Raw genomic sequence first — 23,560 nt, forward strand, 5'->3', positions numbered from 1 at the left:
GCGATGCAGGCCTCGGGGAGGGGCGATGGCGGGATGCGACGGCCAGGACGGGAGGAGCGGCGGGGGCTTCCCTGGGTGGAGCTGTTCGCCGGGGTGGCGGTGCCGGTGGCGCTCTACCTGGGGCTGGTCTGGGCGCCGCCCGAGCGGGTGATGGGCGACGTCCAGCGCATCATGTACTTCCATGTGGGCGCCGCCGTCACCGCCTATCTGGCCTTCGGGCTGGTGGCGGTCGCCTCCGCCCTCTATCTCTGGCGGCGACAGCCGCGCTGGGATCGGGTGGCGGTGGCGGCGGGCGAGGTGGGCCTCCTCTTCACCACCGTCACCCTGCTCTCCGGCAGCGTCTGGGCCCGGTCGGCCTGGAACGTCTGGTGGCTCTGGCAGGACGCGCGCCTGACCACCACGCTGCTCATGTGGTTCCTCTATGCGGGCTATCTGCTCCTCCACCGGGCGGCCAGGGAGGAGGGCGGCCAGGGGGGCGCACTGGCCGCCGTCTACGGTCTGGCAGCCGTGGCCATCGTGCCGGTGGTCCACTTCTCGGTGGTCTGGTGGTACTCCAACCATCCGCAGGTGATCACGGCGCAGGGGATCCGGATGGCGCCCTCGATGGTGGCGGCGTTGATGGCGGCGATGGCGGCCTCCGTCGCGGTGGGAGCCGCCCTCTTCCTGGGGCGCTGGCGGCTGGAGGAGCTGCGCGAACGGGTGGCGGAACTGGAGATGCGCTCCGAGCGCTTCTAGGCGAGGGGCCGACGCGGGGGCGCCGCGCCGGGGGAGCAGGCGGAGAGGCGGAGGGGCGCAAGAGGCGGAGAGGGGAGCGGAGCGGTGGCCTGGGTGGCTCTGGCGTATGGACTGATCTGGCTCGGTCTGGCGGCTTACATCGTTCGACTGGCGGTGGCCACGCGCAGGTTGGAGGGGGAGGTGCGCCGCCTGGAGTCGACCCTGCCGGAGGAGCCGGCCTCCGCCCCCGTCTCCGGGGAGGGAGGCGGGCGAGGCCCGGCAAGGCGGCAGGAAGGCTCGGACTGACCTGCCTTTTCCTGCATCCCGGGCGGCACTATAATCGGCCTCGGATGGCCGGGACCGGGGAAGCCTGAGGCCGGGTGCGAAGGACGAGTTCGCGGGACCCGGTCGGGAGACGTCGGCCCGGCCCTTCGTTTTCCCGCCACGGCTCGACGGGACTCGTCCGCACATGACCGTCGCGGACCAGGGGGGAGCACCTGATGGCGAAGAACAGAAGACCCAAGATCGGCATCGTCGGCGCGGGCGCCACCGGAGCCACCACCGCGCACTGGTGCGCCGCCAAGGAACTCGGTGACATCGTCCTCATCGACGTCGTGGAAGGTCTGCCCCAGGGGAAGGCTCTCGACCTGCAGGAAGCAGCCCCCATCGAGCGCTTCGACGTCCACGTCACGGGATCGAACGACTACGCGGCCCTGGAGGGCGCCGACGTGGTGGTGATCACCGCCGGGATCGCGCGCAAGCCGGGGATGAGCCGCTCGGACCTGCTCTCCATCAACGCCGGAATCGTCCGCTCCGCCTCCGAGCAGATCGCCCGTCACGCCCCCGAGGCCTACGTGATCGTCCTGAGCAACCCGCTGGACACGATGTGCACCGTCGCCCTGGAGTCGACCGGCTTTCCCAGGAACCGCGTGGTCGGCCAGTCCGGCATCCTCGACTCCACCCGCTTCCGCACCTTCATCGCCCAGGAGCTGGGCATCTCCTACCGGGACGTGAGCGCCATGGTGCTGGGCGGCCACGGCGACAGCATGGTCCCGCTGGTCCGGTACGCCTACGCGGGCGGCATCCCCGTCGAGAAGCTGCTGCCGGCCGAGCGCATCGAGGCGCTGGTGGAGCGGACCCGCAAGGGCGGCGGCGAGATCGTCGACCTTCTCAAGACTGGCAGCGCGTTCTACGCTCCGGGCTCGGCGGTCACCGAGATGGTGGCGGCCATCCTGCGCGACCAGAAACGGATCCTCACCTGCGCAGCCTATCTCGACGGCGAGTACGGCCAGCGGGGTATCTTTGCGGGGGTACCGGTCATCCTGGGCGGCAACGGCGTGGAAAAGGTGATCGAGCTGGATCTGACCGAGGACGAGCGTCGAGCCTTCGAACGCTCCTGCGAAGAGGTGAAGGGCAACCTGGAGGTCCTCCGCTCCCTCGGCTGAGGCCGAGCGGGCAGGCCACTCGCCGGGCGAGTCATTGGCGGCCCCCGGCAACACGGAGGTGGACGGGATGGCAGTGACGGAGCGCGAAGCCGACGAGCTTCGGGAGCAGGCGCTCACGCTGCACAGGCAGGTGCGCGGCAAGATCGAGGTGCGTTCGCGGGTTCCCGTCCGGGATCGTCATGACCTGAGCCTGGCCTACACCCCGGGGGTCGCGGAACCGTGCAAGGAGATCCACGAGCAGCCCGATCTGGCCTACGAGTACACGGGCAAGGGGAACACGGTGGCGGTGGTGACGGATGGCACCGCCGTCCTCGGGCTGGGCGACATCGGTCCGGAGGCCGCGCTGCCGGTGATGGAGGGGAAGTCCGTCCTCTTCAAGATCTTCGGCGGTGTCAATGCCATCCCCGTCTGCCTCGCCACCAAGGAAGTCTCCCGCATCACCGAGACCGTGAAGCTCCTGGCGCCCAACTTCGGCGGCGTCAACCTCGAGGACATCTCCGCGCCGCGCTGCTTCGAGATCGAGGCGCGCCTCCGCCAGGAGCTGGAGATCCCGGTCTTCCACGACGACCAGCACGGCACCGCCATCGTCACGGCGGCCGCGCTGATCAACGCCCTCAAGCTGGTGGGCAGACCGCTGGCCGCGGTCAAGATCGTGGTCAACGGCGCGGGAGCCGCCGGCATCGCCATCACCCAGCTCTTGCTGGACATGGGTGCCCGGGACGTCATCCTCTGCGACCGGGCCGGCGCGATCTGGAAGGACCGCAAGGAGGACATGAACCCGTATAAGCTCCGCATGGCCGAGCTGACCAACCCGCGGGGCGTCCGGGGCGGCCTGTCCGAGGCCGTCCGGGGCGCCGACGTCTTCATCGGCGTCTCGGCGGGAGGTGCCCTCACGCCGGAGATGGTTCGGACCATGGCGCCGGAGAACATCGTCATGGCCATGGCCAACCCGGTCCCGGAGATCTACCCGGACGACGCGCGGGCGGCGGGATCGCGGGTGGTGGCCACGGGGCGCTCGGACTTCCCCAACCAGATCAACAACAGCCTGGTCTTCCCCGGCGTCTTCCGCGGCGCCCTCGACGTGCGGGCGCGCGAGATCACCGAGCACATGAAGCGGGCGGCGGCGGAGGCGATCGCTGCGCTGGTCCGGCCCGAGGAGCTGCGGGAGGAGTACATCATCCCCTCCATGTGGAACGAGGAAGTGGCGCCGGCCGTGGCCGCCGCGGTCGCGCAGGCGGCCATGGAGGACGGCGTGGCGAGGGTGGAGCGGAAACCCGAGGAGGTGGCGCTCCACACGCGGGAGCTGGTGGCGGCGGCCCGCGCGGAGAGCGCCTGAGCGGGGTGGGACGGCGGCCCCGGTCGCGTCCAAGGCCGGGGCGCCGTCCGTTCCAAGGACCGATGGGAAGGTGATGTGCGCGGATGAAGCTTTACGAATACATGGCCAAGGGCGTCCTGCGCGACAACGGGGTTCCCGTCCCGCCGGGGCGCCTGGCGCGGACGCCTGAAGAGGCGGAGGCGGCGGCGCGCTCCCTGGGCCCCTGCGTCATCAAGGCGCAGGTACTGGTCGGAGGTCGCGGCAAGGCAGGCGGGGTGAAGCCGGCGCCGACGCCCGAGGAGGCGCGTGCCCGGGCGGGCGAGATCCTGGGCATGAACCTGAAGGGCTACGTCGTCGACACCGTCTACGTCGAGGGCATGCTGGGCGTCGACCGCGAGCTCTACCTGGGCATCGCCATGGACAACGCCAGCAAGCGACCGCTGCTGATCGCCTCCGCCTCGGGCGGCATGGAGATCGAGGAGGTGCCGGAGCGGGACATCGTCCGCCAGCCCATCCCGGTGGAGTGGGGCCTGATGCCGTACGCCGCGCGCTGGGTCGCCCACCGGCTGGGCCTCTCCGGAGAGCTCTCCAGGCAGTTCGGCGAGATCGCCCTCAAGCTCTACGAGATCTTCAAGCGGTATGACGCCGAACTGGTGGAGATCAACCCCCTGGTGGTGGCCGGGGGCCGGCTGGTGGCGGCCGACGCGCGGTTGAACGTGGATGACGATGCGCTCTACCGGCATCCCGACCTGCCCCGGACCAGCGAGGCGACGGAGCTGGAGAAGCGGGTGCGCGAGCTGGGGTTGGCCTACGTCCAGCTCGACGGCGACATCGCGGTGATGGCCAACGGCGCGGGCATCACCATGGCCACCCTGGACGTGCTGCAGCGCTACGGCGGCCGGCCGATGAACTTTCTCGACGCCGGAGGCGGCGCCGCGGCCGAGCCCATGGCGGAGGCGCTGAAGGTGCTGGTCTCCACCCGGCCCAGGGCCATCTTCATCAACATCTTCGGCGGTATCACCCGCTGCGACGACGTCGCCCAGGCCGTCATCACCGCTCGCCGCGAGGTGGGCATCTCCATGCCGCTGGTCGTCCGCCTGGTCGGCACCAACGAGGAGAAGGGCGTGGAGATGCTCCGCGGCGAGGGAATCCAGGCCTACCGGTCGATGGAGGAAGCGGCGGCCCGCGTGGTGGAGCTGGCCCGCCCGGGTGAGGGGGTCGAGCGCTGAATGGCGATCTTGGTCGACGACAAGACCCGGGTCGTGGTCCAGGCGATCACGGGTCGTCAGGGGAGCTTCCACACCCAGCTCATGCTCGCGTACGGCACCCGCGTCGTGGCGGGGGTCTCGCCCGGGAAGAGCGGGCAGGAGGTGCACGGCGTCCCGGTCTACGAGACGGTCCAGGAGGCGGTGGACAAACACGGTGCCAACGCCTCGGTCCTCTTCATGCCGGCTCCCGCCGTCAAGGACGCGGCCTTCGAGGCCATCGACGCGGGCTGCTCGCTGGTGGTGATCATCGCCGAGCACGTCCCGGTCCACGACGCCGCGGCCATCGTCGCCTTCGCCCGCCAGCGGGGCGCCACCGTGATCGGGCCCAACACCTACGGGATCTGCTCGCCCGGCAAGTCCAAGATCGGCATCGCGCCCAACAGCATCTTCCGGCCCGGTGTGACGGGGGTGGTCGCCCGCAGCGGTACGCTCAGCTACGAGATCGTCAACGCCATCTCCCAGGCCGGTCTCGGCGAGAGCACGGTGATCGGCATGGGCGGGGACCGGGTGGTGGGTCTCACCTTCATCGACGTGTTGAAGCGGTTCGAGGCCGACGAGGCGACGAAGGCGGTCGCCCTGGTGGGCGAGATCGGCGGCACGGCGGAGGAGGAGGCCGCGGAGTTCATCAAGACCATGTCCAAGCCGGTGGTCGCCTACATCGCCGGTCGCAGCGCCCCCCCGGGCAAGCGGATGGGCCACGCGGGCGCCATTATCGAGCGCGGCCGCGGCACCTACGAGAGCAAGGTGAAGGCGCTGGCGGCGGCCGGCGTCGAGGTGGCGGAGTTCCCGTGGCAGGTGGCCGACCTGCTCAAGGCCAAGCTGGCTGCCGCTTGACGCTCCCGGAAGAGCGGCGTTAGAATCGCACCCAAACCGACCCAGAACCTGGGCGATGAGGGGAACGAGTAGCCCGGCCGAACCGCTTCAGAGAGCCGGCGGTCGCTGTGAGCCGGCGCGGCAGGCGGGTGAATGGCTCCCCGAGCCGCGACCCGAGGGCGGAGGACGCCTGTAGGGTACGCCGGAGCTCCCCCCGTTACAGGGGAGCCGGATTCGACCGGATCCGGGCCGAGTGGGGTTCTCCCCAGGTGGGTGGTACCGCGGAATTCGACTTCCGTCCCATGCGGACGGAAGTTTTTTTATCCGCGGACTCCCGCTCGGGAAGGAGAGCTCCAGGTTTGGGTGGCACCGCGGCCTCCGCCCCAACGGGCGGGGCTTTTTTGCTATCCGCCCCGGCGGGGGGCGGGCAGCTCGAAGCGGGGGTGACGGGATGCTGCGGGAAGCGCTCCGCAAGGTGGCGTCGGGCGAGCGGCTGACGGTGACCGAGGCGGAGGAGGTGATCGGCGAGGTGATGGACGGGCGCGCCAGCGACGCCCAGATCGCCGCGCTCCTGACGGCGATGCGCGTCCGCGGCGAGACGCCGGAGGAGATGGAGGGAGCCGCCCGGGCCATGCGGCGCCGGGCCGCGCGGGTGGAGAGGAAGCGGACCCCGGTGGTGGACACCTGCGGGACCGGTGGCGACGGCGCGGGCACCTTCAATATCTCCACCACCGCCGCCCTGGTGGTGGCCGGGGCGGGCCAGGCGGTGGCCAAGCACGGGAACCGCTCGGTCTCCAGCCGGGCAGGCAGCGCCGACGTCCTGGAGGCGCTGGGCGTCGCCATCGACCTGGACGCGGAGGCGGCCGGCCTCTGCCTGGACGAGGTGGGCATCGCCTTCCTCTTCGCCCAGCGCCTCCACGCGGCCATGCGCCACGCCGCCGGCCCCCGGAGGGAGCTGGGCTTCCGGACCATCTTCAACGTGCTGGGGCCGCTGACCAACCCGGCCGGCGCGGAGAGCCAGCTGGTCGGCGTCTATGATGCGGCGCTGACGGAGCCGCTGGCCGAGGTGCTGATCCACCTGGGAGCGCGGCACGTGCTGGTGGCGCACTCGCTGGACGGCCTGGACGAGCTCAGCACCAGCTCGCCGGCCCGGGTGACGGAGGCGCGGCCCGGCCAGCTGCGCACCTACGTGCTGGAGCCGGAGCGCCTGGGGCTGACGCCGGCCCCGCGGAGCGCCCTGCTCGGGGGCGACGCCCGGGAGAACGCCGCGATCACCGAGGCGGTGCTCGCCGGGGAGCCCGGCCCGCGGCGCGAGACCGTCCTGCTCAACGCGGCTGCGGCGCTGGCGGCGGCGGACGTGGTGGAGGATCTCCGCGAGGGTCTGGAGCTTGCCCGTCGGAGCATCGACAGCGGCGCCGCCCGGGAGCGGCTCCAGGCGTTGCGCAGCTTCACCCAGGAGCTGGCCCGGCGCCGGCCGCCGGCGGAGGAGCGGCGCGGCGCATGATCCTCGACCGCATCGTGGAGGCGAAGCGGCGGGAGCTGGAGGCGGCCGGCCCGCGCCAGGCCGCGGCCGGGGTGGAACGGCCGCAGGGCCGGCCGCCGCTCTCGCTGGAGAGGGCGCTGAGGAAGAGGGCACGGGCGGGGCGGCTCGGGCTGATCGCCGAGTGCAAGCGCCGCTCGCCCTCGGCCGGCGAGATCGGCGCCATCCCGGAGCCCGCGCTGCTGGCGCGCCGCTACCAGGCAGGCGGCGCCGCCGCCATCTCTGTCCTGACCGACCGTTCCTTCTTCGGCGGCCAGCCGGGCGACCTGCCCGCGGTGCGGGAGGCCGTCGAGCTGCCCGTGCTGCGCAAGGACTTCCTGATCGACGTACGGCAGGTCGACGAGAGCGTGGAGCTGGGTGCCGACGCCGTGCTGGTGATCGCCCGCCTCTTCCGGGAGCGGGAGCGGCTGGCCGCCATGCTGGAGGAGGTGGAACGGGCCGGGCTGGAGGCGCTGGTGGAGGTGGACGACGAGGAGGAAGCGGCCCAGGTGGCCCGCCTGGGCGCGCGCCTGATCGGCGTCAACAACCGCGATCTCGCCACCTTCCGCGTCGAGGTGGAGCGGGCGGTGCGGGTGGCGCGCTCGCTGCGCGACCCGGGGGCCGCGTGGCCGCCGGGCGTGGTGGTGGTGGCGGAGAGCGGCTACCGGGAGCCCGCGCAGGTGCGGCCCGCGGCGCAGGCGGGGGTCGATGCCGTCCTGGTGGGCGAGGCGCTCGTCCGGGCAGAGGAGCCGGAGCGGCTGGCCGCCGGCTTCGCCGCGGTGGAGCGGCCCGGGGCGGGCGGCCGCCGGGGCCGGACCGAGGTGAAGATCTGCGGCCTGGACAGCCGGGAGGCGACGCGGGCGGCGGTGAAGGCCGGCGCGGACGCCGTGGGCTGGATCCTCCTGGAGGGGCGGCGGCGGAGCGTCCGGCCGGAGCAGGTGGCCGTCTGGGCGCGGGAGGTTCCGCCGGAGGTGCTGCGCGTCGGCGTCTTCGCCGGGCAGTCCCCGGACGAGGTGGCCGCCGTGGCGCGACGCTGCCGGCTGGACGCGGTCCAGCTGCACGGCGGCGAGGACGAGGCCTACGTCGAGCGGCTGCGGGCACTCCTTCCCGACGCGGAGGTGATCCGCGCGGTCGCCGCGCCAGAACGGGCGGTGGGGGAGGCGGACGTCTGGCTCCTGGACCCGGGCGCAGGAGGCGGCGGGCGGCCGGCCTCCGCCGAGAGCGCCGAGGGCTTCCGCCGGCGGGGCGGGCGCTGGTGGCTGGCAGGCGGCCTCGATCCGGCCAACGTGGCCGGCCTGCTCGAGCGGTACCGGCCCGGCGGGGTCGACGTCTCCTCGGGCGTCGAGACGGGCGGCAGGAAGGATCCCGCCCGCATCCAGGCCTTCGTGGCCGCGGTTCGGAGGTGGGAACGTGAGCACCCTGGTGGAGCCTGACGCGCGCGGCCGGTGGGGCCGGTTCGGCGGGCGGTACGTGCCGGAGACGCTGGTGCCGGCGTTGGAGCAGCTCGAGGAGGGCTACCGCGAGGCGGTGGCCGACGCGGCCTTCGTGGCCGAGTACCGGCGGCTGCTGAGCGAGTACGTGGGCAGGCCGACGCCGCTGACGCGGGCCGACCGGCTGACCGCCCACTACGGGCGGGCGACGATCTGGCTGAAGCGCGAGGACCTCAACCACACCGGCGCGCACAAGATCAACAACGCGCTCGGGCAGGTGCTGCTGGCGGAACGGATGGGCAAGCGGCGCATCATCGCCGAGACCGGCGCAGGGCAGCATGGCGTCGCCACGGCCACCGCCTGTGCGCTGCGCGGGCTGGAGTGCACCGTCTACATGGGCGAGGAGGACGTCCGCCGCCAGCGCCTCAACGTCTACCGCATGGAGCTGCTGGGTGCGCGGGTGGTGCCGGTTGACAGCGGCAGCCGGACGCTGAAGGACGCGGTCAACGAGGCGATCCGCGACTGGGTGACGCACGTGGACACGACCCACTACGTGATCGGCTCGGTGGTCGGGCCGCATCCCTATCCCAAGATCGTGCGCGACTTCCAGTCGGTGATCGGCGAGGAGACCCGCCGCCAGGTCCTGGAGGCCACGGGGCGGCTTCCCGACTTCCTGGTCGCCTGCGTGGGCGGCGGTTCCAACGCCGCCGGCTTCTTCGCCCCGTTCTTCCACGACGGCCGGGTCCGCCTGATCGGCGTCGAGGCCGGCGGCCGGGGGCTGGAGACGGGGCAGCACGCCGCCAGCCTGAGCGGCGGGAGCCTCGGCGTCCTCCACGGTGCCGCCACCTTCGTCCTCCAGGACGAGGAGGGGCAGGTCCGCCCCGCCTACTCGGTCAGCGCCGGCCTCGACTACCCCGGTGTCGGCCCGGAGCACGCCTTCTACCGCGAACGGGGCCGGGCCGAATACGTGGCGGTCCGGGACGAGGAGGCGCTGGCCGCGGCAGAGCTCCTGAGCCGCCTGGAGGGCATCCTGCCGGCCCTGGAGAGCGCCCATGCGCTGGCCTACCTGGAGCGGCTGATGCCGGCGACCGAGCCCGGCCAGCACGTGGTGGTCAACCTCTCGGGGCGCGGCGACAAGGACGTCGAGATCCTGCTGGCCGCGGGACGGGGGCGCCCCGCCGCCGGGGAGGTGGGGGCATGAGCCTGGGAGCGGAGAGCAGGGGCGGCGCGGAGCCCTCCGGAGCCCTCCGCATCGCCGATACGCTTCGCCGGCGACGGCGCCAGGGCACGGTCCCGCTCATCGCCTATGTCATGTACGGCGATCCGGACCCCCGGCGCTGGATGGCCGCGGCGTTGGGCGCGCTGGACGGAGGGGCCGCGGTACTGGAGCTGGGCCTTCCCTTCTCCGACCCGCTGGCCGACGGACCGGTCATCCAGGCGGCCGGGCAGCGGGCGTTGGCCGCCGGCGCCCGTCCCTCCCGGGTCTTCGAGGCGCTGCGGGAGCTTCTCCGCAGCCGGCCGGGAGCGGTGGTCTGCCTGATGAGCTACTTCAACCCGGTGCTGGCCTACGGCCCGGAGCGGTGGCTGGAGCAGGCGGCAGAGGCGGGGGCCGCCGGGGTGATCCTCCCCGACCTCCCTCCCGAGGAGGCGGGGGAGCTGCCCGCACGGGCGCGCCAGCTGGGCCTGGCCTGGATCCCCTTCGTCGCCCCCACCGGCACCGAGGCGCGCCTCCGCGCCGCCCTCTCCGCCGGCACGGGCTTCGTCTATGGCGTGGCGCTGACGGGGGTGACCGGCTCGTCGGCCGGCGTCGACCCCCGGGTCCCGGCTCTGGTCGGCCGTATCCGGGCGCTCTCTCCCTGGCCGGTGGCCGTCGGCTTCGGGATCTCCACGGCCGCCGACCTGCGCTCCGTGGGCCAGGTGGCCGACGCCGTGGTGGTGGGCTCGGCTCTGGTCCGGCGCGTGGCAGAGGGAGGAAGCTCCACCGAGATCGGCGAACGGGTCCGTCGAGAGGTGGTACGGCTGCTGGGTGCTTCCTAGGCGCGCCGCGGGGCGCCAGGGGAGCCGGAGAGGCTTCGAGAGGGGAGGCGGCGGATTGGTCTCGCGCCAGGAGGCGCTCGCCCTGCTCTACGAGTTCACACAGAGCCCCAACCTGAGGAAGCATGCCCTGGCGGTGGAGGCGGCGATGCGCGCCTACGCCCGCCGCTTCGGCGAGGACGAGGAGCGCTGGGGCCTGGCCGGGCTGATGCACGACTTCGACTACGAGCGCTGGCCCGACCCGCCGGACCACCCCCTGCGCGGGGCGGCCATCCTGGAGGAGCGCGGCTACCCGCCGGACGTGGTCCACGCCATCCGCGCGCATGCGGACTACACGGGCGTGCCGCGGGAGAGCCGGATGGACAAGGCGCTCTTCGCCTGTGACGAGCTCGCCGGTTTCATCGTCGCCGTCGGTCTGGTCCACCATAACCTCGCCACCGTCACCGTCTCCTCGGTGCGGAAGAAGTTGAAGGACAAGGCCTTCGCCCGGAATGTAAGCCGCGCCGACATCGAACGTGGCGCCGCCGACCTGGGGGTGCCGCTGGAGGAGCACATCGCCGTGGTGCTGGAGGCCCTGCAGGAGATCGCCGGCGAGCTGGAGCTGACCGGCTGAAGCCTGGCAAAGTTTTCGGGTTGTGACGCCCCCCGCTCGACACTAGCCTCCAGGTTGGACCGTCGGAGCCGGGAGGCGTTGTCGAGTTGGCCGCGAGAGGGTTTCCGCTGCGCCGGGCCGCCCCTTGGCAGGGCGGCTTCGGCGTGGATTTGGGCAGCGCCAACGTGCGGCTGGTGGACGGTGGCGGCCGGCGTCTGGCGGAGGCGTCGGTGCTGGCCGTCCGGCGCGCGGATCCGAAGCGGGTGGTCGCCTGCGGGGACGAGGCGCGCCGCATGGAAGGGAGGGCGCCCACCGGGCTGGAGCTGGTCCATCCCATCCACAGGGGGGCCATCGCCGACTACGACGCCGCGGAAGCGCTGCTCCGCCGGCTCCTGACCGCGCTGGGCGCCGGCCGGAGCCGCTTCCGCCGGGCACGGCCGGTCCTGGTGGCGGCCCGGTGGCAGCAGAGCCAGGTGGACGAGCGCGCCATCGAACAGGCGCTGGCCAACGCGGGCGCGGGGCAGGTCCACTTCCTGGCGGCGCCGCTGCTGGCGGCGGCCGGGCTGGGGCTGGAGGTCCGAGCGCCCCGCGGGCGGCTGATCGTCGACATCGGCGCGGAGGAGAGCTCGGCCGCCGTGGTGACGGCGGGCGGCATCGCCCGGGCGGGCCGCTGGGCGGTGGGCGGCGCGGCGATGGACGAGGCGCTCGTCCGCTGGTTCCGCCAGCAGCACGGGCTCGTGATCGGCAGGCCCACGGCGGAGGGGTTGAAGAAGGCCGCGGCTGCCCCGGGGGCCGCGCCGGCGGGGGAGCAGGTGAGCGTGGCAGGTGTCCGCCTCGGCGACGGCCTGCCGGCGGTGGTCACGGTTCCTGCCGCGGAGCTGACCGAGCCGCTGCTCCCGGTCCTGGACGAGCTGGCGGAGAACGTCGCGCGGCTTCTGGGGGAGACGCCGCCCGAGCTCCTGGCCGACGTCTGGGAGGACGGCGGCCACCTGGTGGGCGGGGTGGCCCTGATGCGGGGCCTGGCGGATCACATGGGCAGGAGGATGCAGCTGCGCATGCTGCCGGCCGAGAACGCACCCGAGGCGGTGGCCGACGGGTTGCAGGCGGTCCTGCGCGGCAGCTGGCCCGCGCAGGGCTCCGGGAGCGTCGCCTACAGGACGGCCTGAGCCGCCCCGCGGCTGGCCAGGCAGTAGAGCGCCCCGCCGTCGCGGATGACGCGCACGGTCACGCCCGGGGCCTCGAAGTAGTAGAAGGCGGCCAGGCGGCTCCGCCCGCCGCCGGCCGGGCGGGGATGGAGGTGCCCGTCCAGGACGTGGACCGGCTCGCCCATGCGGGGGAACCGCCGGTTCTCCTGGGCGCTCTCCAGCTCGACCGCCTCGGGCCAGACCGCCAACCGCAGGACGCCGGGGAGCGCGAGCAGCTCCTCGCCCGTGGAGAGTGGCGCCAAGCCCGCCTGCGCCGTCGATCGGATCAAGCGACCTGCCTCCTCGCGCCCGCCGCCCCTCGCCGGATCGGCAAGGGAGCCGCTTTTCACCCCGATTTCGACAGCGTAGGGTAGATTCCTGGCGAGGAAGCGAGGGGGAGAGTCCGATCCGTCGTCTCGTGGCAAAGCTCGTCGACGCCGGCTGGAGCCGGGCGCTGCTGATCACGCTGGGCACCGGTCTGATCGCGCTGGGCGTCAACCTCTTCCAGGTACCCTTCCGCATCGTGGACGGCGGCGTCAGCGGTGTCGGCGTCATCCTCCTCCACACCCTGGGCGTGCCGGTCAGCGTCACCATCGTGCTCCTCAACCTGCCCATCCTGGCCCTGGGGCTGCGCGCCCACGGCCACCGGTTCATCGCCCGGACCTTCTTGGGCATCGCTACGCTCGCGGGCTGGGTCCAGCTCACCTCCGGCCTTCCCACCGTCACCCACGATCCGCTCCTGGCCTCGCTCTACGCCGGCGTGCTCAGCGGCCTCGGCACCGGCCTGGTGCTCGGGGCGGGTGGATCGACGGGCGGCTCGGACACGCTCGCCCGTTCGCTGCAGCGTTGGTTTCCCTGGCCGGTGGGCAGCACCATCCTCTGGATCGACGTCGTGATCATCGGCACCGGCGGCCTCCTCTTCGGGCCTGAGCGGGCGCTGTACGGGGCGCTCGCGCTCTTCGTGGGCACGCGCGTCATCGACTTCCTCCTGGAGGGAGCCCGTACGGCCATGGTGGCCTGGATCGTCACCGACCAGGCGGACCGCATCGTGCGCGCGGTCTTCGAGCGGCTCGAGCGCGGCGTCACCCGCCTGGAGGTGGAGGGCGCCTTCACCGGGCGGAAGCACGCCCTCCTCTACGTGGTGGTGGGCCGCGAGGAAGTGGCCGAGCTGCGGCAGCTCGTCCACCAGCTGGACCCCGCCGCCTTCATGGCGCTGGGCGAGGTCTCCGAGGTGCTGGGGGAAGGCTTCCTGCGCTCCTAGGACGCCCCTCCTAGGGACCGTCAATGCCCGCCCTGGGGCCGGAGCGACTCCTCCGGCCGCCTCGGTTCGCGCTCGACGGCGGCGTGGACGGCGCCCGCAGGCGCGTCTCGACCGGCCGGGGCCGCCGTCCAGTTCCGCAGGGCGGCCGGGTGGATGCCCGTGCCGACGAGCAGGAGGGCGAGCGCCAGGAGCCCGGCGGCTCCCCAGGAGACCAGGGGCCGGTTCAGGTCGGCCACGCGGGTGAAGACGGGCGGCCCCAACGCCGCACCGAAGAAGCGGGCGGTCCCGTAGAGGGCGGTGATCAGGCCGCGTTTGGCCGGACCGACGCTGTTGGTCACCAAGGTATTGACCGGCGGGAGCAGGAGGCCGTTGCCGACGCCGACGAGGGTGACGGCGGCGGTCAGGCCCCAGAGGCTCCTCAGCCACCAGGCGGAGAGGACGAAGCCGGCGGCCCCCAGGGCGAGGCCGCCGATCAGGAGCGCCCGGCTCCAGCGCTGGATCCGCTGGCGGAGCACCCTCCCGGTCAGGTAGGAGAGGAGCGCCATGGCGCCCACGGGGATGGCCATGATCCAGCCTTTGACGAAGCCTTTCACGCCCCAGAAGGACTCCAGGAGGTCGGAATAATAGCTGAGGAAGCCGAAGAGGATGAAGAGCGCCACGAAGCCGACGGCGAAGAGGATGGCGAGCGGCCCGCCCTTTTGGCGGAAGACCTCGCCCAGGTCGCCCAGGTAGGCACGGAGCGCCCGCTTCCTCCTCGTGCCGCGGGCGCGGGGGGGCGGGATCAACCAGAGGACGGCGGCCGCGGCCGACCAGGAGGCCAGGGGATAGAAGAAGAAAGGCACCATCCAGCCGAGCACGCCCAGGGCGGAGCCGATGATCGGGGCAGCCACCTTTCCAGCCCCGTTGGCGGCCTCCAGCGTCCCCAGCACCTTCACCCTCTCGCCGCCGCGGTAGATATCGCCGGCCAGGGCCATGGCCACCTGGTAGGTGCCGCCCCCACCGATCCCCTGGATCAGGCGGCCCGCGACCAGCCACGCGAAGGGATGGGAGCTGAAGAGCGGGGCGAGCCCCGCCAGCAGCCCCCCCAGGCCGAAAAGGCCCAGGGCGGGGACGATCACCGCCTTGCGGCCGATCTGATCCGAGAAGTACCCTCCGAACGGGATGACCAGCCCGGCGGTGACGGAGAAGGCGGTGATCAGAAGGCCGGCCTGGAAGGCGCTCAGATGGGCGCCGCGCTGGATCGACGGCAGGACCGGGATCAGGAGCGAGTTGGAGAGGACCATGCAGAAGGGGACCGAGACCAGCGCCAGGAGGGCGCCCACGGTAGGAGAGCGCACGCAGGATGCCTCCGTTTCCGGGAAGAGTCGCGACGACGGTGGCTAGTCTCCCCGGAAGCCGTCGACCCGATGCCCGCGGGCGGGCGCGCGAGCGCCGGCTGCTCTGGATCGGCATCGTGTCGGTGCTGGCGGCGATTCTCGCCTACGAGCTCCTGCAGTGGCCGGGGCTGCGCGTGCAGAGGGTCGAGGTGACAGGACTCCGCCAGCTGACCGCCGAGGAAGTCGTGCGGGAGGCGGGTCTCCGCTACCAGCTCCCGATCTGGCAGGTCCGCCCGGGCGAGATGGTCGCCCGGCTCGAGCGCGATCCCCGGGTAGAGGGAGCGAACGTCCAGCTCCTCTGGCCGGACGGGCTGCGCATCGCCGTCGTCGAACGGCAGCCGGTGGCGGCCGTCGCGGCCCAGGACGGGAGCAGCTGGTGGGTCGACCGCTACGGCGTCCCCTTCCTGAAGCGGCCCGACCACCCGGGCCTGCCGCTGATCCGGCTGGGACGACCGGCTGCGGTCCGCCCGGGGCGCCCGCTGGGTCCCGCCGCAGCCCGGCCGGTGGCGCTGGCCGCGCTCCTGGCTGGCGCCCGGCCGCCCCTCACGGCTGTCGACGTCCATGCCGACGGCAGCCTCACCCTCTGGCTTCAGCCGGCCGCCCGGCCCGGCGCCGCCCCGGCGCGGCGGATCCCGGTCTGGGTGGGGCCGGAACCGGCCGCACGAGAGGTGGCGGAGGAGCTGCTCGGGGTGCTGGCCGAGGGCGCGAAGAGGGGGCTGGAGCCACTCTACGTCGACCTGCGGGCACCGGGGCGGCCGGCCGTGGCCTGGCCGCCCCGGGAGCCCCCGGGCTCCTCCGGGGCCAGCGGCGGCGGGTAAAGCCGGGGCGAATCAGGTCGAATCAGGGAAGTGAAGCGGTGGCACGGCAGGGTTTGCAAAGGGGCTAGCGAAGGACAGGCAGAAGACCGGGGGCATGCCTGACTTCCTGGGGAACAGGTACCCGGGAGGAGCGGAAGAAATTGTTAGAGCTAGAGCCTTCTGCATACAGTTATGCGGTCATCAAGGTGGTCGGTGTCGGCGGCGGCGGCAGCAACGCCGTCAATCGCATGATCCGGGCGAACCTGCACGGGGTCGACTTCATCGCCGTCAACACCGACGCGCAAGCGCTCGGGCTCTCGGATGCCACCGAAAAGATCCAGATCGGCCAGAAGCTGACCAAGGGGCTGGGGGCGGGCGCCAACCCCGAGGTGGGCAAGCGTGCGGCGGAGGAGTCGCGCGACCAGATCGCCGAGGTGCTCAAGGGGGCGGACATGGTCTTCATCACCGCCGGTATGGGCGGCGGGACGGGTACCGGTGCTTCGCCCGTGATCGCCTCCATCGCCAAGGAGCTGGGTGCGCTGACGGTGGGTGTGGTCACCCGGCCCTTCTCGTTCGAGGGAAAGCCGCGGGCCCAGGCGGCGGAGGCAGGCACGCGCGCGCTGCGCGATCAGGTGGACACCCTGATCGTCATCCCCAACGACCGGCTCTTGCAGGTGGTGGACAAGAAGACCTCCATGGTGGACGCCTTCCGGGTGGCCGACGACGTGCTGCGGCAGGGAGTGCAGGGGATCTCCGACCTGATCACGGTACCCGGCCTGATCAACCTGGATTTCGCGGACGTGCGCACCGTGATGACCGAGACCGGTTCGGCGCTGATGGGGATCGGCGTGGCCTCGGGCGAGAACCGGGCGGCGGAGGCGGCGCGGACGGCCATCTCCAGCCCGCTGCTGGAGACCTCCATCGAGGGCGCCCGGGGGGTGCTGCTCAACATCACGGGCGACGCCAACCTGGCGCTCTTCGAGGTGAACGAGGCGGCCGCCATCATCCAGCAGGCGGTCGATCCCGAGGCCAACATCATCTTCGGCGCGGTGATCGACGAGTCGCTCCGGGACGAGATCCGGGTGACGGTGATCGCCACCGGCTTCGACGCCAGCCGGCCCAAGCCCGAGGCGCCGCTGGAGGAGCTGGAGATCAAGCCCTTCGCCCGTTCGGACGATCTGGACATCCCCGCCTTCCTGCGGCGGAGGGGCCAGGCGCGCTAGGGAGCCGAAGGCGGCCTGCCGAGGGCGATCGAAGATGGGCAGGCGGCGGGGAGACTCCGGGGCCCCGGGGCGACAGCGGTCGCGCCGGGGCCTTCGCTATCCTGGGTCGGGCCCGGTGGCATCGGTGCGCGGGCGCCGGCATAGGGATCGAATGTTCCGGAGGGGCCCATGGTCGTCTACCTGGACGTCTACTGGCTGGTCAACGCCGCCGTCGACGCCGTCCTCCTCCTGGTCTCCGGCCGGCTGGCGGGTCTCCGGCCGCGCGCCGGGCGGGTGCTGGCCGCCGCCGCCGTGGGCGCGACGCTGGCGACGGCAGGCGAGGTGCTCCCCCTGCTGAGCAAGCTGCGGCTGCCCTGGCTGGCGGTCGTCTCGCTGCTCATGCTGCCCGTCGCCCACGGGTGGCACGGACCGGCGGCGCTTGCGCGGCAGGCGGGCTACCTTTACGCCGCCGGCGCCGTCGTGGCGGGCGTGGCCCTGGCCCTTCCGGTCTCCCCCGCCGCGGGCGGCTGGAGCTGGCTGCTCCTGCTGGTCGCCCTGGCCGTCGGGGGCCTGGCCATGGAACGGCTCACCCGCAGCGGGCGCCGGCAGTGGGCGCTCCAGGCCTGGGACTGCCAGCTGCTGCTGAGCGAGGGTGAGCGCACCCTGGTCCTGGAGGCGCTGATCGACTCCGGCGACACCCTGGTGGAGCCGCTCAGCGGCCTGCCCGCCGCCCTGGTCTGGGCGGGCGCCCTGGAACCGCTCCTGGGCGAGGAGGGGCGCCATTTCTTCCTCTTCTGGCGGCAGGGCGTGGAACCGCCCCGATCCCTGGAGTCGGCGCTGCGCTGGGTCCCCTATCAGGGACCGACCGAGAAGGGGCTTCTGCCGGCCTGGCGCCCGCAGCGAACGGAGATCCGGATGGGAGGGGAGCGGATCGAGGCGGAACTGGTGGTGGCGGTGGCGCCCGCACCACCGGCCCCGGGCCGCGGTGTGCTGGCGCTGGTGCCCGCGGCGGCGTTGGCGGCCGGGAGGAGGCTGATGCGGTGAGGCTCTGGCAACAGGCAACACTGGCATGGCGGTCATGGACGGCCCGCTGGGCGGTCCGATGGGCCCGCCTCTGGGGCGCCCTGGGCGGCGGCGAGGCGCTGGGCTACCTCAACGGGAGCGAGAGTCTGCCCCCGCCTCTCACCCGCGACGAGGAAGCGGAGCTGATCCGGCGCCTGGAGCGGGGCGACGACTCGGCGCGGACGCCGCTCATCGAGCGGAACCTGCGCCTGGTCGTCTACATCGCGCGCAAGTTCGACAACACCGGGGTGGGCGTCGAGGACCTGGTCTCCATCGGCAGCATCGGATTGATCAAAGCTGTTCGCAGCTTCGACCCGAGCAAGCGGATCAAGCTGGCGACGTACGCCTCCAAGTGCATCGAGAACGAGATCCTCATGTATCTGCGCCGGAACGCGAAGACGCGGAGCGAGGTCTCCTTCGACCAGCCTCTCAACGTCGACTGGGACGGCAACGAGCTCCTGCTGGCGGACGTGCACGGCACCGATCAGGACATGATCTACCAGAGCGTCGAAGAAGAGGTGGACCGGGCCCTCCTCCGCCGCGCCCTCTCCCGGCTCAACGGGCGCGAGCGGAAGATCATCGAGCTCCGCTTCGGGCTGCGCGACGGTGTGGAGTACACGCAGAAACAGGTGGCCGACCTGCTGGGAATCTCGCAATCTTACATTTCGCGCCTGGAGAAGCGGATCATGCGGCGCCTGCGCAAGGAGATCCTGGCCATGGAGTAGCGCCGCACCCAGCCGGGCTCGGGGCTCCCTGGGAGAAGCCGGCCTGCGGACCACGCGGGCCGGCTTCTTTTGTGCACGTATAAAACGCAAGAATCTCGTACAAGCTCCGGCTTGGATCGGGTGATCGATCGCCTCGACGCCGGGCGCTTCCTTCCGGTCGCGGGGGAAGCGCCCGCCTGGGGGGCCGGACCTTGGCGAACAAAGTGGAGATCTGTGGCGTCAACACTTCGGAACTGACGGTGCTCACCAACGAGCAGATGCGCCAGCTCTTCCAGCGCATGCAGCAGGGCGACCGGAAGGCTCGCTCCGAGCTGGTCCAGGGCAACCTGCGCCTCGTGCTGAGCGTCATCCAGCGGTTCAACAACCGGGGCGAGCCGGTGGACGACCTCTTCCAGGTCGGCTGCATCGGCCTGATGAAAGCTATCGACAACTTCGACCTCTCGCAGAATGTACGCTTCTCCACCTATGCCGTTCCCATGATCATCGGCGAGATCCGGCGCTACCTGCGTGACAACAACACGATCCGGGTCAGCCGCTCCCTGCGGGACGTGGCGTACACCGCCATGCAGGTGCGTGACCGGCTCACCCACCAGAACGGGCGCGAGCCTTCCATCGACGAGATCGCCCGGGAACTGGGCGTGGCCGCCGACGAGGTGGCGCTGGCCCTGGAGGCGATCCAGGAGCCCATCTCGCTCTTCGAGCCCATCTACGACGACGGCGGCGACCCCATCTTCGTCATGGACCAGGTGAGCGACGAGAGCCAGTCGGATGCGCGCTGGCTGGAGAGCCTGGCCCTGCGCGAGGCGATGGAGAAGCTGGGCCGCCGCGAGCGGCAGATCCTCAACCTCCGTTTCTTCGCCGGCAAGACCCAGATGGAGGTGGCCGAGGAGATCGGCATCTCCCAGGCCCAGGTCTCCCGCCTGGAGAAGGCGGCGCTCCTCCAGATGCGGCGCCACCTCTGACGGCGGCCCCATCATCCCTCGAGAAGGCGGTGTGGACGGAACCATGAGCCGTGCGCGCACTCTCTGGCGACAGGTCGACGGGCGGCCGAGCGGCCGGCCGCCGGCGCGGCAGCTCCTGCCGGCCCTGGCGCTGCTGGTGGCGACGGGCCTCCTCCTGGGGGGCCCGCTGCGCGGCGCCGCGGCCGGCAGCGCGCTGGTGGCCTCGCGGGGCGGTCCCGAAGGGCTCGTCCAGCTTCACTTCCTGGCGGCCAGCGACCGCCCGGCGGACCAGCGCGACAAGGAGCGGGTGGTGCGCGCCCTCCTCCCGGTGATCGTCCGCGACCTGTCGCATCCCTCGCTGCCCGCGGGGCCGGGGGAGGCGGAGAGGGTGCTCGAGCGCGCCCGCCAGCGGCGCACCGCCTGGGCCGCGCTGGCGGAGAGGGTGCTCCGGCGGGCGGGGTCGGGACAGCGGGTGGAGGTGGCGGTGGGCTACTTCCGCTACCCGGCCAAGCGGACCGGCTCGCTCTGGCTGCCCGCCGCGGTCTATCCGGCGGTGGAGGTCCGCCTGGGCCCCGCCCGGGGCCACAACTGGTGGTGCCTGCTCTTTCCCCAGCTCTGCCTTCCCCTGGCCAGCGGCCAGGTCCGGCAGCCGGTCCCGGGCCACGCCGGCCGGGGCGAGGGGAAGGACACCCGGCCGGCGGCGCCGCCCTCCACCGCCACGGAAGCGGCCTTCGCGCCCGCCGATCCCTGGCCTGGAGCGGCCGATCCCGCCGGCTCCGGAGAGGTCCTGACCGAGTACGCCTTCCGCCTCGACGAGGGCACCCCCCGCCTCAGCCGCCAGGACTCGGCACCCCGCTTCCGGCTGGCGCTCCTGGACTGGTTCCATGCGCTGGAACCCCGGGTGGCCTCCGGCTTCGAAAGGGCGCGCCTCCTCCTCGCGGAGCCGTGACCGGCCGCTCCGCGCCTCCGCACGCACCTCGCGGGCGAGGTTCGAGAGGGCCGAGCTCCCGCATAGGGTTCACCGGGAGGGTGACCTGTGCGCCTGCGTACCTCGGACATGCGGGAGCGGGACGTCATCGACGTCCTGACCGGGCGGCGTCTCGGCAACATCGAAGACCTGGACATCGACGTGGAGGCAGGGCGCGTCCGAGCGCTCATCCTGCCGGGCGAGCGGCGACTCCTCGGCCTCTTCGGCGGCGGGAAGGAGATCCGCATCCCCTGGACGGCGGTCCAGGTGATCGGCGAGGACGTCATCCTGGTCCGCAGCGAGCAGCTGGCGGCGGGCGAGGGAAGGAAGGAGGGGCCCTGGGCCGGCGCCGAAGAGGAGACGCGTCCGGGAGGTGAACCCCATGGGCGTGGAGGCTTTCCCCATTCCTGAGCGGTCCCTCCCTCCCCTCCCGCGGGGGTTCGAATGGCAGGCGGGCGGAGGAGGGGTGCTCCTGCTGCGCGCCAGCGCCTTGGAGGCGGAGGGGGCGACGGCCGCCTTCTCCACCCGGTTGGGCGGGGTGAGCGGCGGGCCGTACGCCTCGCTCAACCTGGGCCGGTCCAGCGGCGACCGCCCGGAAGCGGTGGAGGAGAACCGGCGACGCTGGCTGGCCGCGCTGGGCGGAGGCTGGCGTCCCTCCTGGCTCTGGCAGGTCCACGGCCGGCGCGTGGTGGAGGCGGCGGAGACGGACGGCGCGGCCGCCGGGCTTCCGCAGGCGGACGCTCAGTGGAGCGGCCGGAGAGGACTCCTCCTCTCCATCCAGGTGGCCGACTGCGTCCCCGTCCTGGTGGCCATGCCCTCGGCCGCGGGTCTCCTGGTGGGCGCAGCCCACGCCGGCTGGAGGGGGACGGCCGCCCGGGTGGCGACCGCCCTGGTGGCGAGGCTGCGCGAGGCAGGCGGGCTGCCGGAGGAAGGACTCGCCGCCATCGGCCCCTCCATCGGTCCCTGCTGCTACGAGGTGGGGGAGGAGGTCTTCGACGCCCTCGAGGCAGCCTACCCGGGGGCGCCGCTCCGCGTCCCGGCGGCGGGACGGGACCACGCCGACCTGTGGGAGGCCAACCGCCGCGCCCTGGTCGAGGCGGGTCTGCGCGAGGAAGCGGTCCACGTGGCGGGCCTCTGCACACGCTGCCACCCGGAGCTCTTCTATTCCTACCGGGGCGAGGGGAGGACCGGGCGGATGGTGGCGGCCATCGGCCTCCGCCCAGGAGGCGGGGGAGACGGGGGGAAGGGGGCGGAGTCACGCGGTTCTTAGCAGGCGACCGCCCACGGGTCTAGAATACGCTGGTGAGCTCGGCCGAGCCGGCGCAAGGCGGTGGTGAGCGGCCGGCGGAGGTGAGGCGCATGGCCTGGTGGGCGCGCATCCTCGACTTCATGGGCTTCGAGGTGGGCGAGGAGGCGGCTGCCGAGGAGGAGACGACGCTCGCCGCCGGTGCCAGGGTACCGGAGACGAGGCCCGAGCCGCGGCGCGTCGCGGTGGACGGTCGGACCGCGGCCAAGCGGGGTGGAAGGCAGGGAGCGCTGGTGACCCTTCCTCTGAGCGAGTCGCGCCTTTCGCGCCTGGGTGTCTTCCGGCCCAAGGTCTTCGACGACGTGCAGTCGATCGCCGACGAGCTGAAGAGCGGGCGGGCGTGCGTGGTCAACCTGGAGGCGAGCGATCCGGACGCTTCGCGGCGGATCCTCAACTTCCTCAGCGGTATCGTCTACGCGGTGGAAGGCGAGATCTTTCGCATCGGTCCCACGGTCTTCCTGGTCACCCCCGCCAGCGTGGAAGTGGTGGGGCAGGCCGAACCTTGGGTGCCGGAGCGGTAGGGCGCGCGCCGGGCTCGCTTGACCGGCGCCGCCCGGGAGAGGGGTGGCTGCGGTTCTTCTGGTCCTGGAGGTCCTGAACCGGACCGTCAACCTGTTCATCACCGTGCTCTGGGTGCTCATCCTGGTGAGAGCGCTCCTGAGCTGGTTCGAGCCGCCGGGCTATCGCTCGTGGTTCTACCAGCTGCAGCGCATCGTCTACCTGCTGACGGAGCCGGTCCTGGCGCCGGTGCGGAGCTGGATGCGGCCCGTGGGCATCTTCGACCTGTCGCCGCTGGTCGTCCTCTTCGCTCTCTTCCTGGTCCAGCAGGTGGTCTGGCCGGCGCTGATGGGTGTGCTCCTGCGCATTTTCTAAAGATGGACGGTGGGGGCGACCGGCCTAAGCCGAGCCGGGGGCCGGGCCGATAGGAGGAGGGGGTGACCGGAGATGCCACTCACTCCGCTCGATATCCACAACAAGGAGTTCGACCGCGCCTTCCGCGGCTACAACATCGACCAGGTGGACGAGTTCCTGGACGAGATCAACCGGGACTACGAGGCGGCTCTCCGCGAGGCGACCATGCTGCGGGAGCAGGTGGCCCGCCTCAACGGCCGGATCAAGCAGTACGAGGAGATCGAGGAGACGCTCCGGAACACGCTGGTGATGGCGCAGAAGACGACGGAGGAGATGCGGGAGAGCGCGCGCCGCGAGGCCGAGAACATCATCCGCGAGGCGGAGCAGGAGGCGCGCGAGCGCATCCGCAAGGCGGACGAGGAGGTGGCCAGGCGGCGCCGGCAGCTGGAGGAGCTGGATCACGAGGTGGAGGCCTTCCGCGCCCGGGTGCGGAGTCTCCTGGAGAGCCAGCTGGCCATCGTCAACAGCCAGTGGGGCCACCCGGGTCAGCGGGGTGAGCCGTGGACCGTGACCGGTGAGGAGCCGGCCCGAAGCGAGGCCGCAGCCACCTCGCCGGTTGTTGACAAGCGAGAGAGCGGCTCACTATAGTGACGCCAACCTGGAAACCGCCGCGAGGCGGGAGGGGCGGCGTCGCTGATCCGGCGGCCGGGCGGCGGAGATCGGCCGCTCGGCTGGCGGTGCGCCCCGCGTCGGCGGG

At 72.5% G+C, this 23,560-nt stretch carries 26 protein-coding genes; 24 read left to right on the forward strand and 2 right to left on the reverse strand.

All coding sequences use genetic code 11. The features are described 5' to 3' along the window. Positions 1–33 precede the first annotated feature (33 nt). The 12 genes from QJR14_01900 (at position 34) to QJR14_01955 (ending at position 12,296) form a co-directional block, all read left to right on the forward strand. Positions 34–735, forward strand: coding sequence for a cytochrome c biogenesis protein (locus QJR14_01900; protein ID MDI3316374.1), 702 nt, complete (start codon positions 34–36; stop codon positions 733–735). 84 nt (positions 736–819) lie between these two features. Next, a complete protein-coding gene (locus QJR14_01905) occupies positions 820–1,020 on the forward strand; it encodes a CcmD family protein (protein ID MDI3316375.1) in 201 nt (66 codons plus the stop codon). A 194-nt stretch (positions 1,021–1,214) separates the two neighbouring features. Then, the gene (gene mdh, locus QJR14_01910; protein MDI3316376.1) at positions 1,215–2,159 is read left to right on the forward strand and encodes a malate dehydrogenase; all 945 of its coding nucleotides are present in this window, start codon (positions 1,215–1,217) and stop codon (positions 2,157–2,159) included. Positions 2,160–2,226: 67 nt separating this feature from the next. Beyond that, positions 2,227–3,495, forward strand: a complete 1,269-nt coding sequence (locus QJR14_01915; GenBank protein ID MDI3316377.1) for a malic enzyme-like NAD(P)-binding protein — start codon at positions 2,227–2,229, stop codon at positions 3,493–3,495. Positions 3,496–3,578: 83 nt separating this feature from the next. Further along, entirely contained in the window at positions 3,579–4,703 is a 1,125-nt protein-coding gene (gene sucC, locus QJR14_01920) for an ADP-forming succinate--CoA ligase subunit beta (protein MDI3316378.1), read from the forward strand. Further along, positions 4,704–5,576 (forward strand): succinate--CoA ligase subunit alpha, encoded by an 873-nt coding sequence (sucD, locus tag QJR14_01925; GenBank protein ID MDI3316379.1) that lies wholly within the window; start codon positions 4,704–4,706, stop codon positions 5,574–5,576. A 430-nt stretch (positions 5,577–6,006) separates the two neighbouring features. Continuing rightward, positions 6,007–7,059 carry an anthranilate phosphoribosyltransferase gene (gene trpD / locus QJR14_01930; GenBank protein ID MDI3316380.1) on the forward strand — a complete coding sequence of 351 codons (1,053 nt, stop codon included), beginning with the start codon at positions 6,007–6,009 and terminating at the stop codon, positions 7,057–7,059. Continuing rightward, entirely contained in the window at positions 7,056–8,507 is a 1,452-nt protein-coding gene (locus QJR14_01935) for a hypothetical protein (GenBank protein MDI3316381.1), read from the forward strand. The genes trpD and QJR14_01935 overlap by 4 nt, the downstream gene beginning before the upstream one ends. After that, positions 8,437–9,705 (forward strand): tryptophan synthase subunit beta, encoded by a 1,269-nt coding sequence (gene trpB, locus QJR14_01940; protein MDI3316382.1) that lies wholly within the window; start codon positions 8,437–8,439, stop codon positions 9,703–9,705. The genes QJR14_01935 and trpB overlap by 71 nt, the downstream gene beginning before the upstream one ends. Further along, positions 9,702–10,541, forward strand: coding sequence for a tryptophan synthase subunit alpha (gene trpA, locus QJR14_01945; protein ID MDI3316383.1), 840 nt, complete (start codon positions 9,702–9,704; stop codon positions 10,539–10,541). Before trpB ends, trpA begins: the two co-directional genes overlap by 4 nt. A gap of 55 nt (positions 10,542–10,596) precedes the next feature. After that, positions 10,597–11,151: an HDIG domain-containing protein gene (locus QJR14_01950; GenBank protein ID MDI3316384.1), complete on the forward strand. Its 555-nt coding sequence runs from the start codon at positions 10,597–10,599 to the stop codon at positions 11,149–11,151. 143 nt (positions 11,152–11,294) lie between these two features. Continuing rightward, positions 11,295–12,296, forward strand: coding sequence for a rod shape-determining protein (locus QJR14_01955; protein MDI3316385.1), 1,002 nt, complete (start codon positions 11,295–11,297; stop codon positions 12,294–12,296). Here QJR14_01955 and QJR14_01960 read toward each other — a convergent pair. Further along, entirely contained in the window at positions 12,281–12,604 is a 324-nt protein-coding gene (locus QJR14_01960; protein ID MDI3316386.1) for a hypothetical protein, read from the reverse strand. The genes QJR14_01955 and QJR14_01960 overlap by 16 nt on opposite strands. A 128-nt stretch (positions 12,605–12,732) precedes the next feature. Here QJR14_01960 and QJR14_01965 point away from each other — a divergent pair, with 128 nt between their 5' ends. Further along, positions 12,733–13,575, forward strand: a complete 843-nt coding sequence (locus QJR14_01965) for a YitT family protein (protein MDI3316387.1) — start codon at positions 12,733–12,735, stop codon at positions 13,573–13,575. A 20-nt stretch (positions 13,576–13,595) separates the two neighbouring features. On the opposite strand, the gene QJR14_01970 is transcribed toward QJR14_01965, so the two are convergent. Beyond that, complete coding sequence (locus QJR14_01970) at positions 13,596–14,912, reverse strand: MFS transporter (GenBank protein MDI3316388.1); 1,317 nt, start codon at positions 14,910–14,912, stop codon at positions 13,596–13,598. A 38-nt stretch (positions 14,913–14,950) separates the two neighbouring features. On the opposite strand from QJR14_01970, the gene QJR14_01975 reads away from it, so the two are divergent. The 11 genes from QJR14_01975 (at position 14,951) to QJR14_02025 (ending at position 23,451) form a co-directional block, all read left to right on the forward strand. Beyond that, a complete protein-coding gene (locus tag QJR14_01975) occupies positions 14,951–15,769 on the forward strand; it encodes an FtsQ-type POTRA domain-containing protein (GenBank protein ID MDI3316389.1) in 819 nt (272 codons plus the stop codon). Positions 15,770–15,909: 140 nt separating this feature from the next. Then, positions 15,910–16,971 (forward strand): cell division protein FtsZ, encoded by a 1,062-nt coding sequence (gene ftsZ / locus QJR14_01980; GenBank protein MDI3316390.1) that lies wholly within the window; start codon positions 15,910–15,912, stop codon positions 16,969–16,971. A 168-nt stretch (positions 16,972–17,139) separates the two neighbouring features. After that, a complete protein-coding gene (locus QJR14_01985; GenBank protein ID MDI3316391.1) occupies positions 17,140–17,994 on the forward strand; it encodes a sigma-E processing peptidase SpoIIGA in 855 nt (284 codons plus the stop codon). Positions 17,995–18,074: 80 nt separating this feature from the next. Beyond that, positions 18,075–18,737: an RNA polymerase sporulation sigma factor SigE gene (gene sigE, locus QJR14_01990; protein ID MDI3316392.1), complete on the forward strand. Its 663-nt coding sequence runs from the start codon at positions 18,075–18,077 to the stop codon at positions 18,735–18,737. A gap of 191 nt (positions 18,738–18,928) precedes the next feature. Next, the gene (gene sigG, locus QJR14_01995) at positions 18,929–19,699 is read left to right on the forward strand and encodes an RNA polymerase sporulation sigma factor SigG (protein MDI3316393.1); all 771 of its coding nucleotides are present in this window, start codon (positions 18,929–18,931) and stop codon (positions 19,697–19,699) included. A gap of 43 nt (positions 19,700–19,742) precedes the next feature. Continuing rightward, complete coding sequence (locus QJR14_02000; GenBank protein ID MDI3316394.1) at positions 19,743–20,627, forward strand: stage II sporulation protein R; 885 nt, start codon at positions 19,743–19,745, stop codon at positions 20,625–20,627. An 87-nt stretch (positions 20,628–20,714) separates the two neighbouring features. Beyond that, a complete protein-coding gene (locus tag QJR14_02005) occupies positions 20,715–21,056 on the forward strand; it encodes a YlmC/YmxH family sporulation protein (GenBank protein ID MDI3316395.1) in 342 nt (113 codons plus the stop codon). A gap of 55 nt (positions 21,057–21,111) precedes the next feature. Continuing rightward, on the forward strand, positions 21,112–21,915 hold the full coding sequence (pgeF, locus tag QJR14_02010; GenBank protein ID MDI3316396.1) for a peptidoglycan editing factor PgeF: 804 nt from the start codon (positions 21,112–21,114) through the stop codon (positions 21,913–21,915). 89 nt (positions 21,916–22,004) lie between these two features. Then, complete coding sequence (locus QJR14_02015) at positions 22,005–22,472, forward strand: cell division protein SepF (GenBank protein MDI3316397.1); 468 nt, start codon at positions 22,005–22,007, stop codon at positions 22,470–22,472. A gap of 43 nt (positions 22,473–22,515) precedes the next feature. Further along, positions 22,516–22,824 carry a YggT family protein gene (locus tag QJR14_02020; protein ID MDI3316398.1) on the forward strand — a complete coding sequence of 103 codons (309 nt, stop codon included), beginning with the start codon at positions 22,516–22,518 and terminating at the stop codon, positions 22,822–22,824. Between the two features lie 72 nt (positions 22,825–22,896). Then, positions 22,897–23,451 carry a DivIVA domain-containing protein gene (locus QJR14_02025; GenBank protein MDI3316399.1) on the forward strand — a complete coding sequence of 185 codons (555 nt, stop codon included), beginning with the start codon at positions 22,897–22,899 and terminating at the stop codon, positions 23,449–23,451. Positions 23,452–23,560 lie beyond the last annotated feature (109 nt).

The sequence above is a fragment of the Bacillota bacterium genome (assembly GCA_029961055.1).
In the GTDB taxonomy this organism is placed as follows: domain Bacteria; phylum Bacillota; class Sulfobacillia; order JAIMAT01; family JAIMAT01; genus JAIMAT01.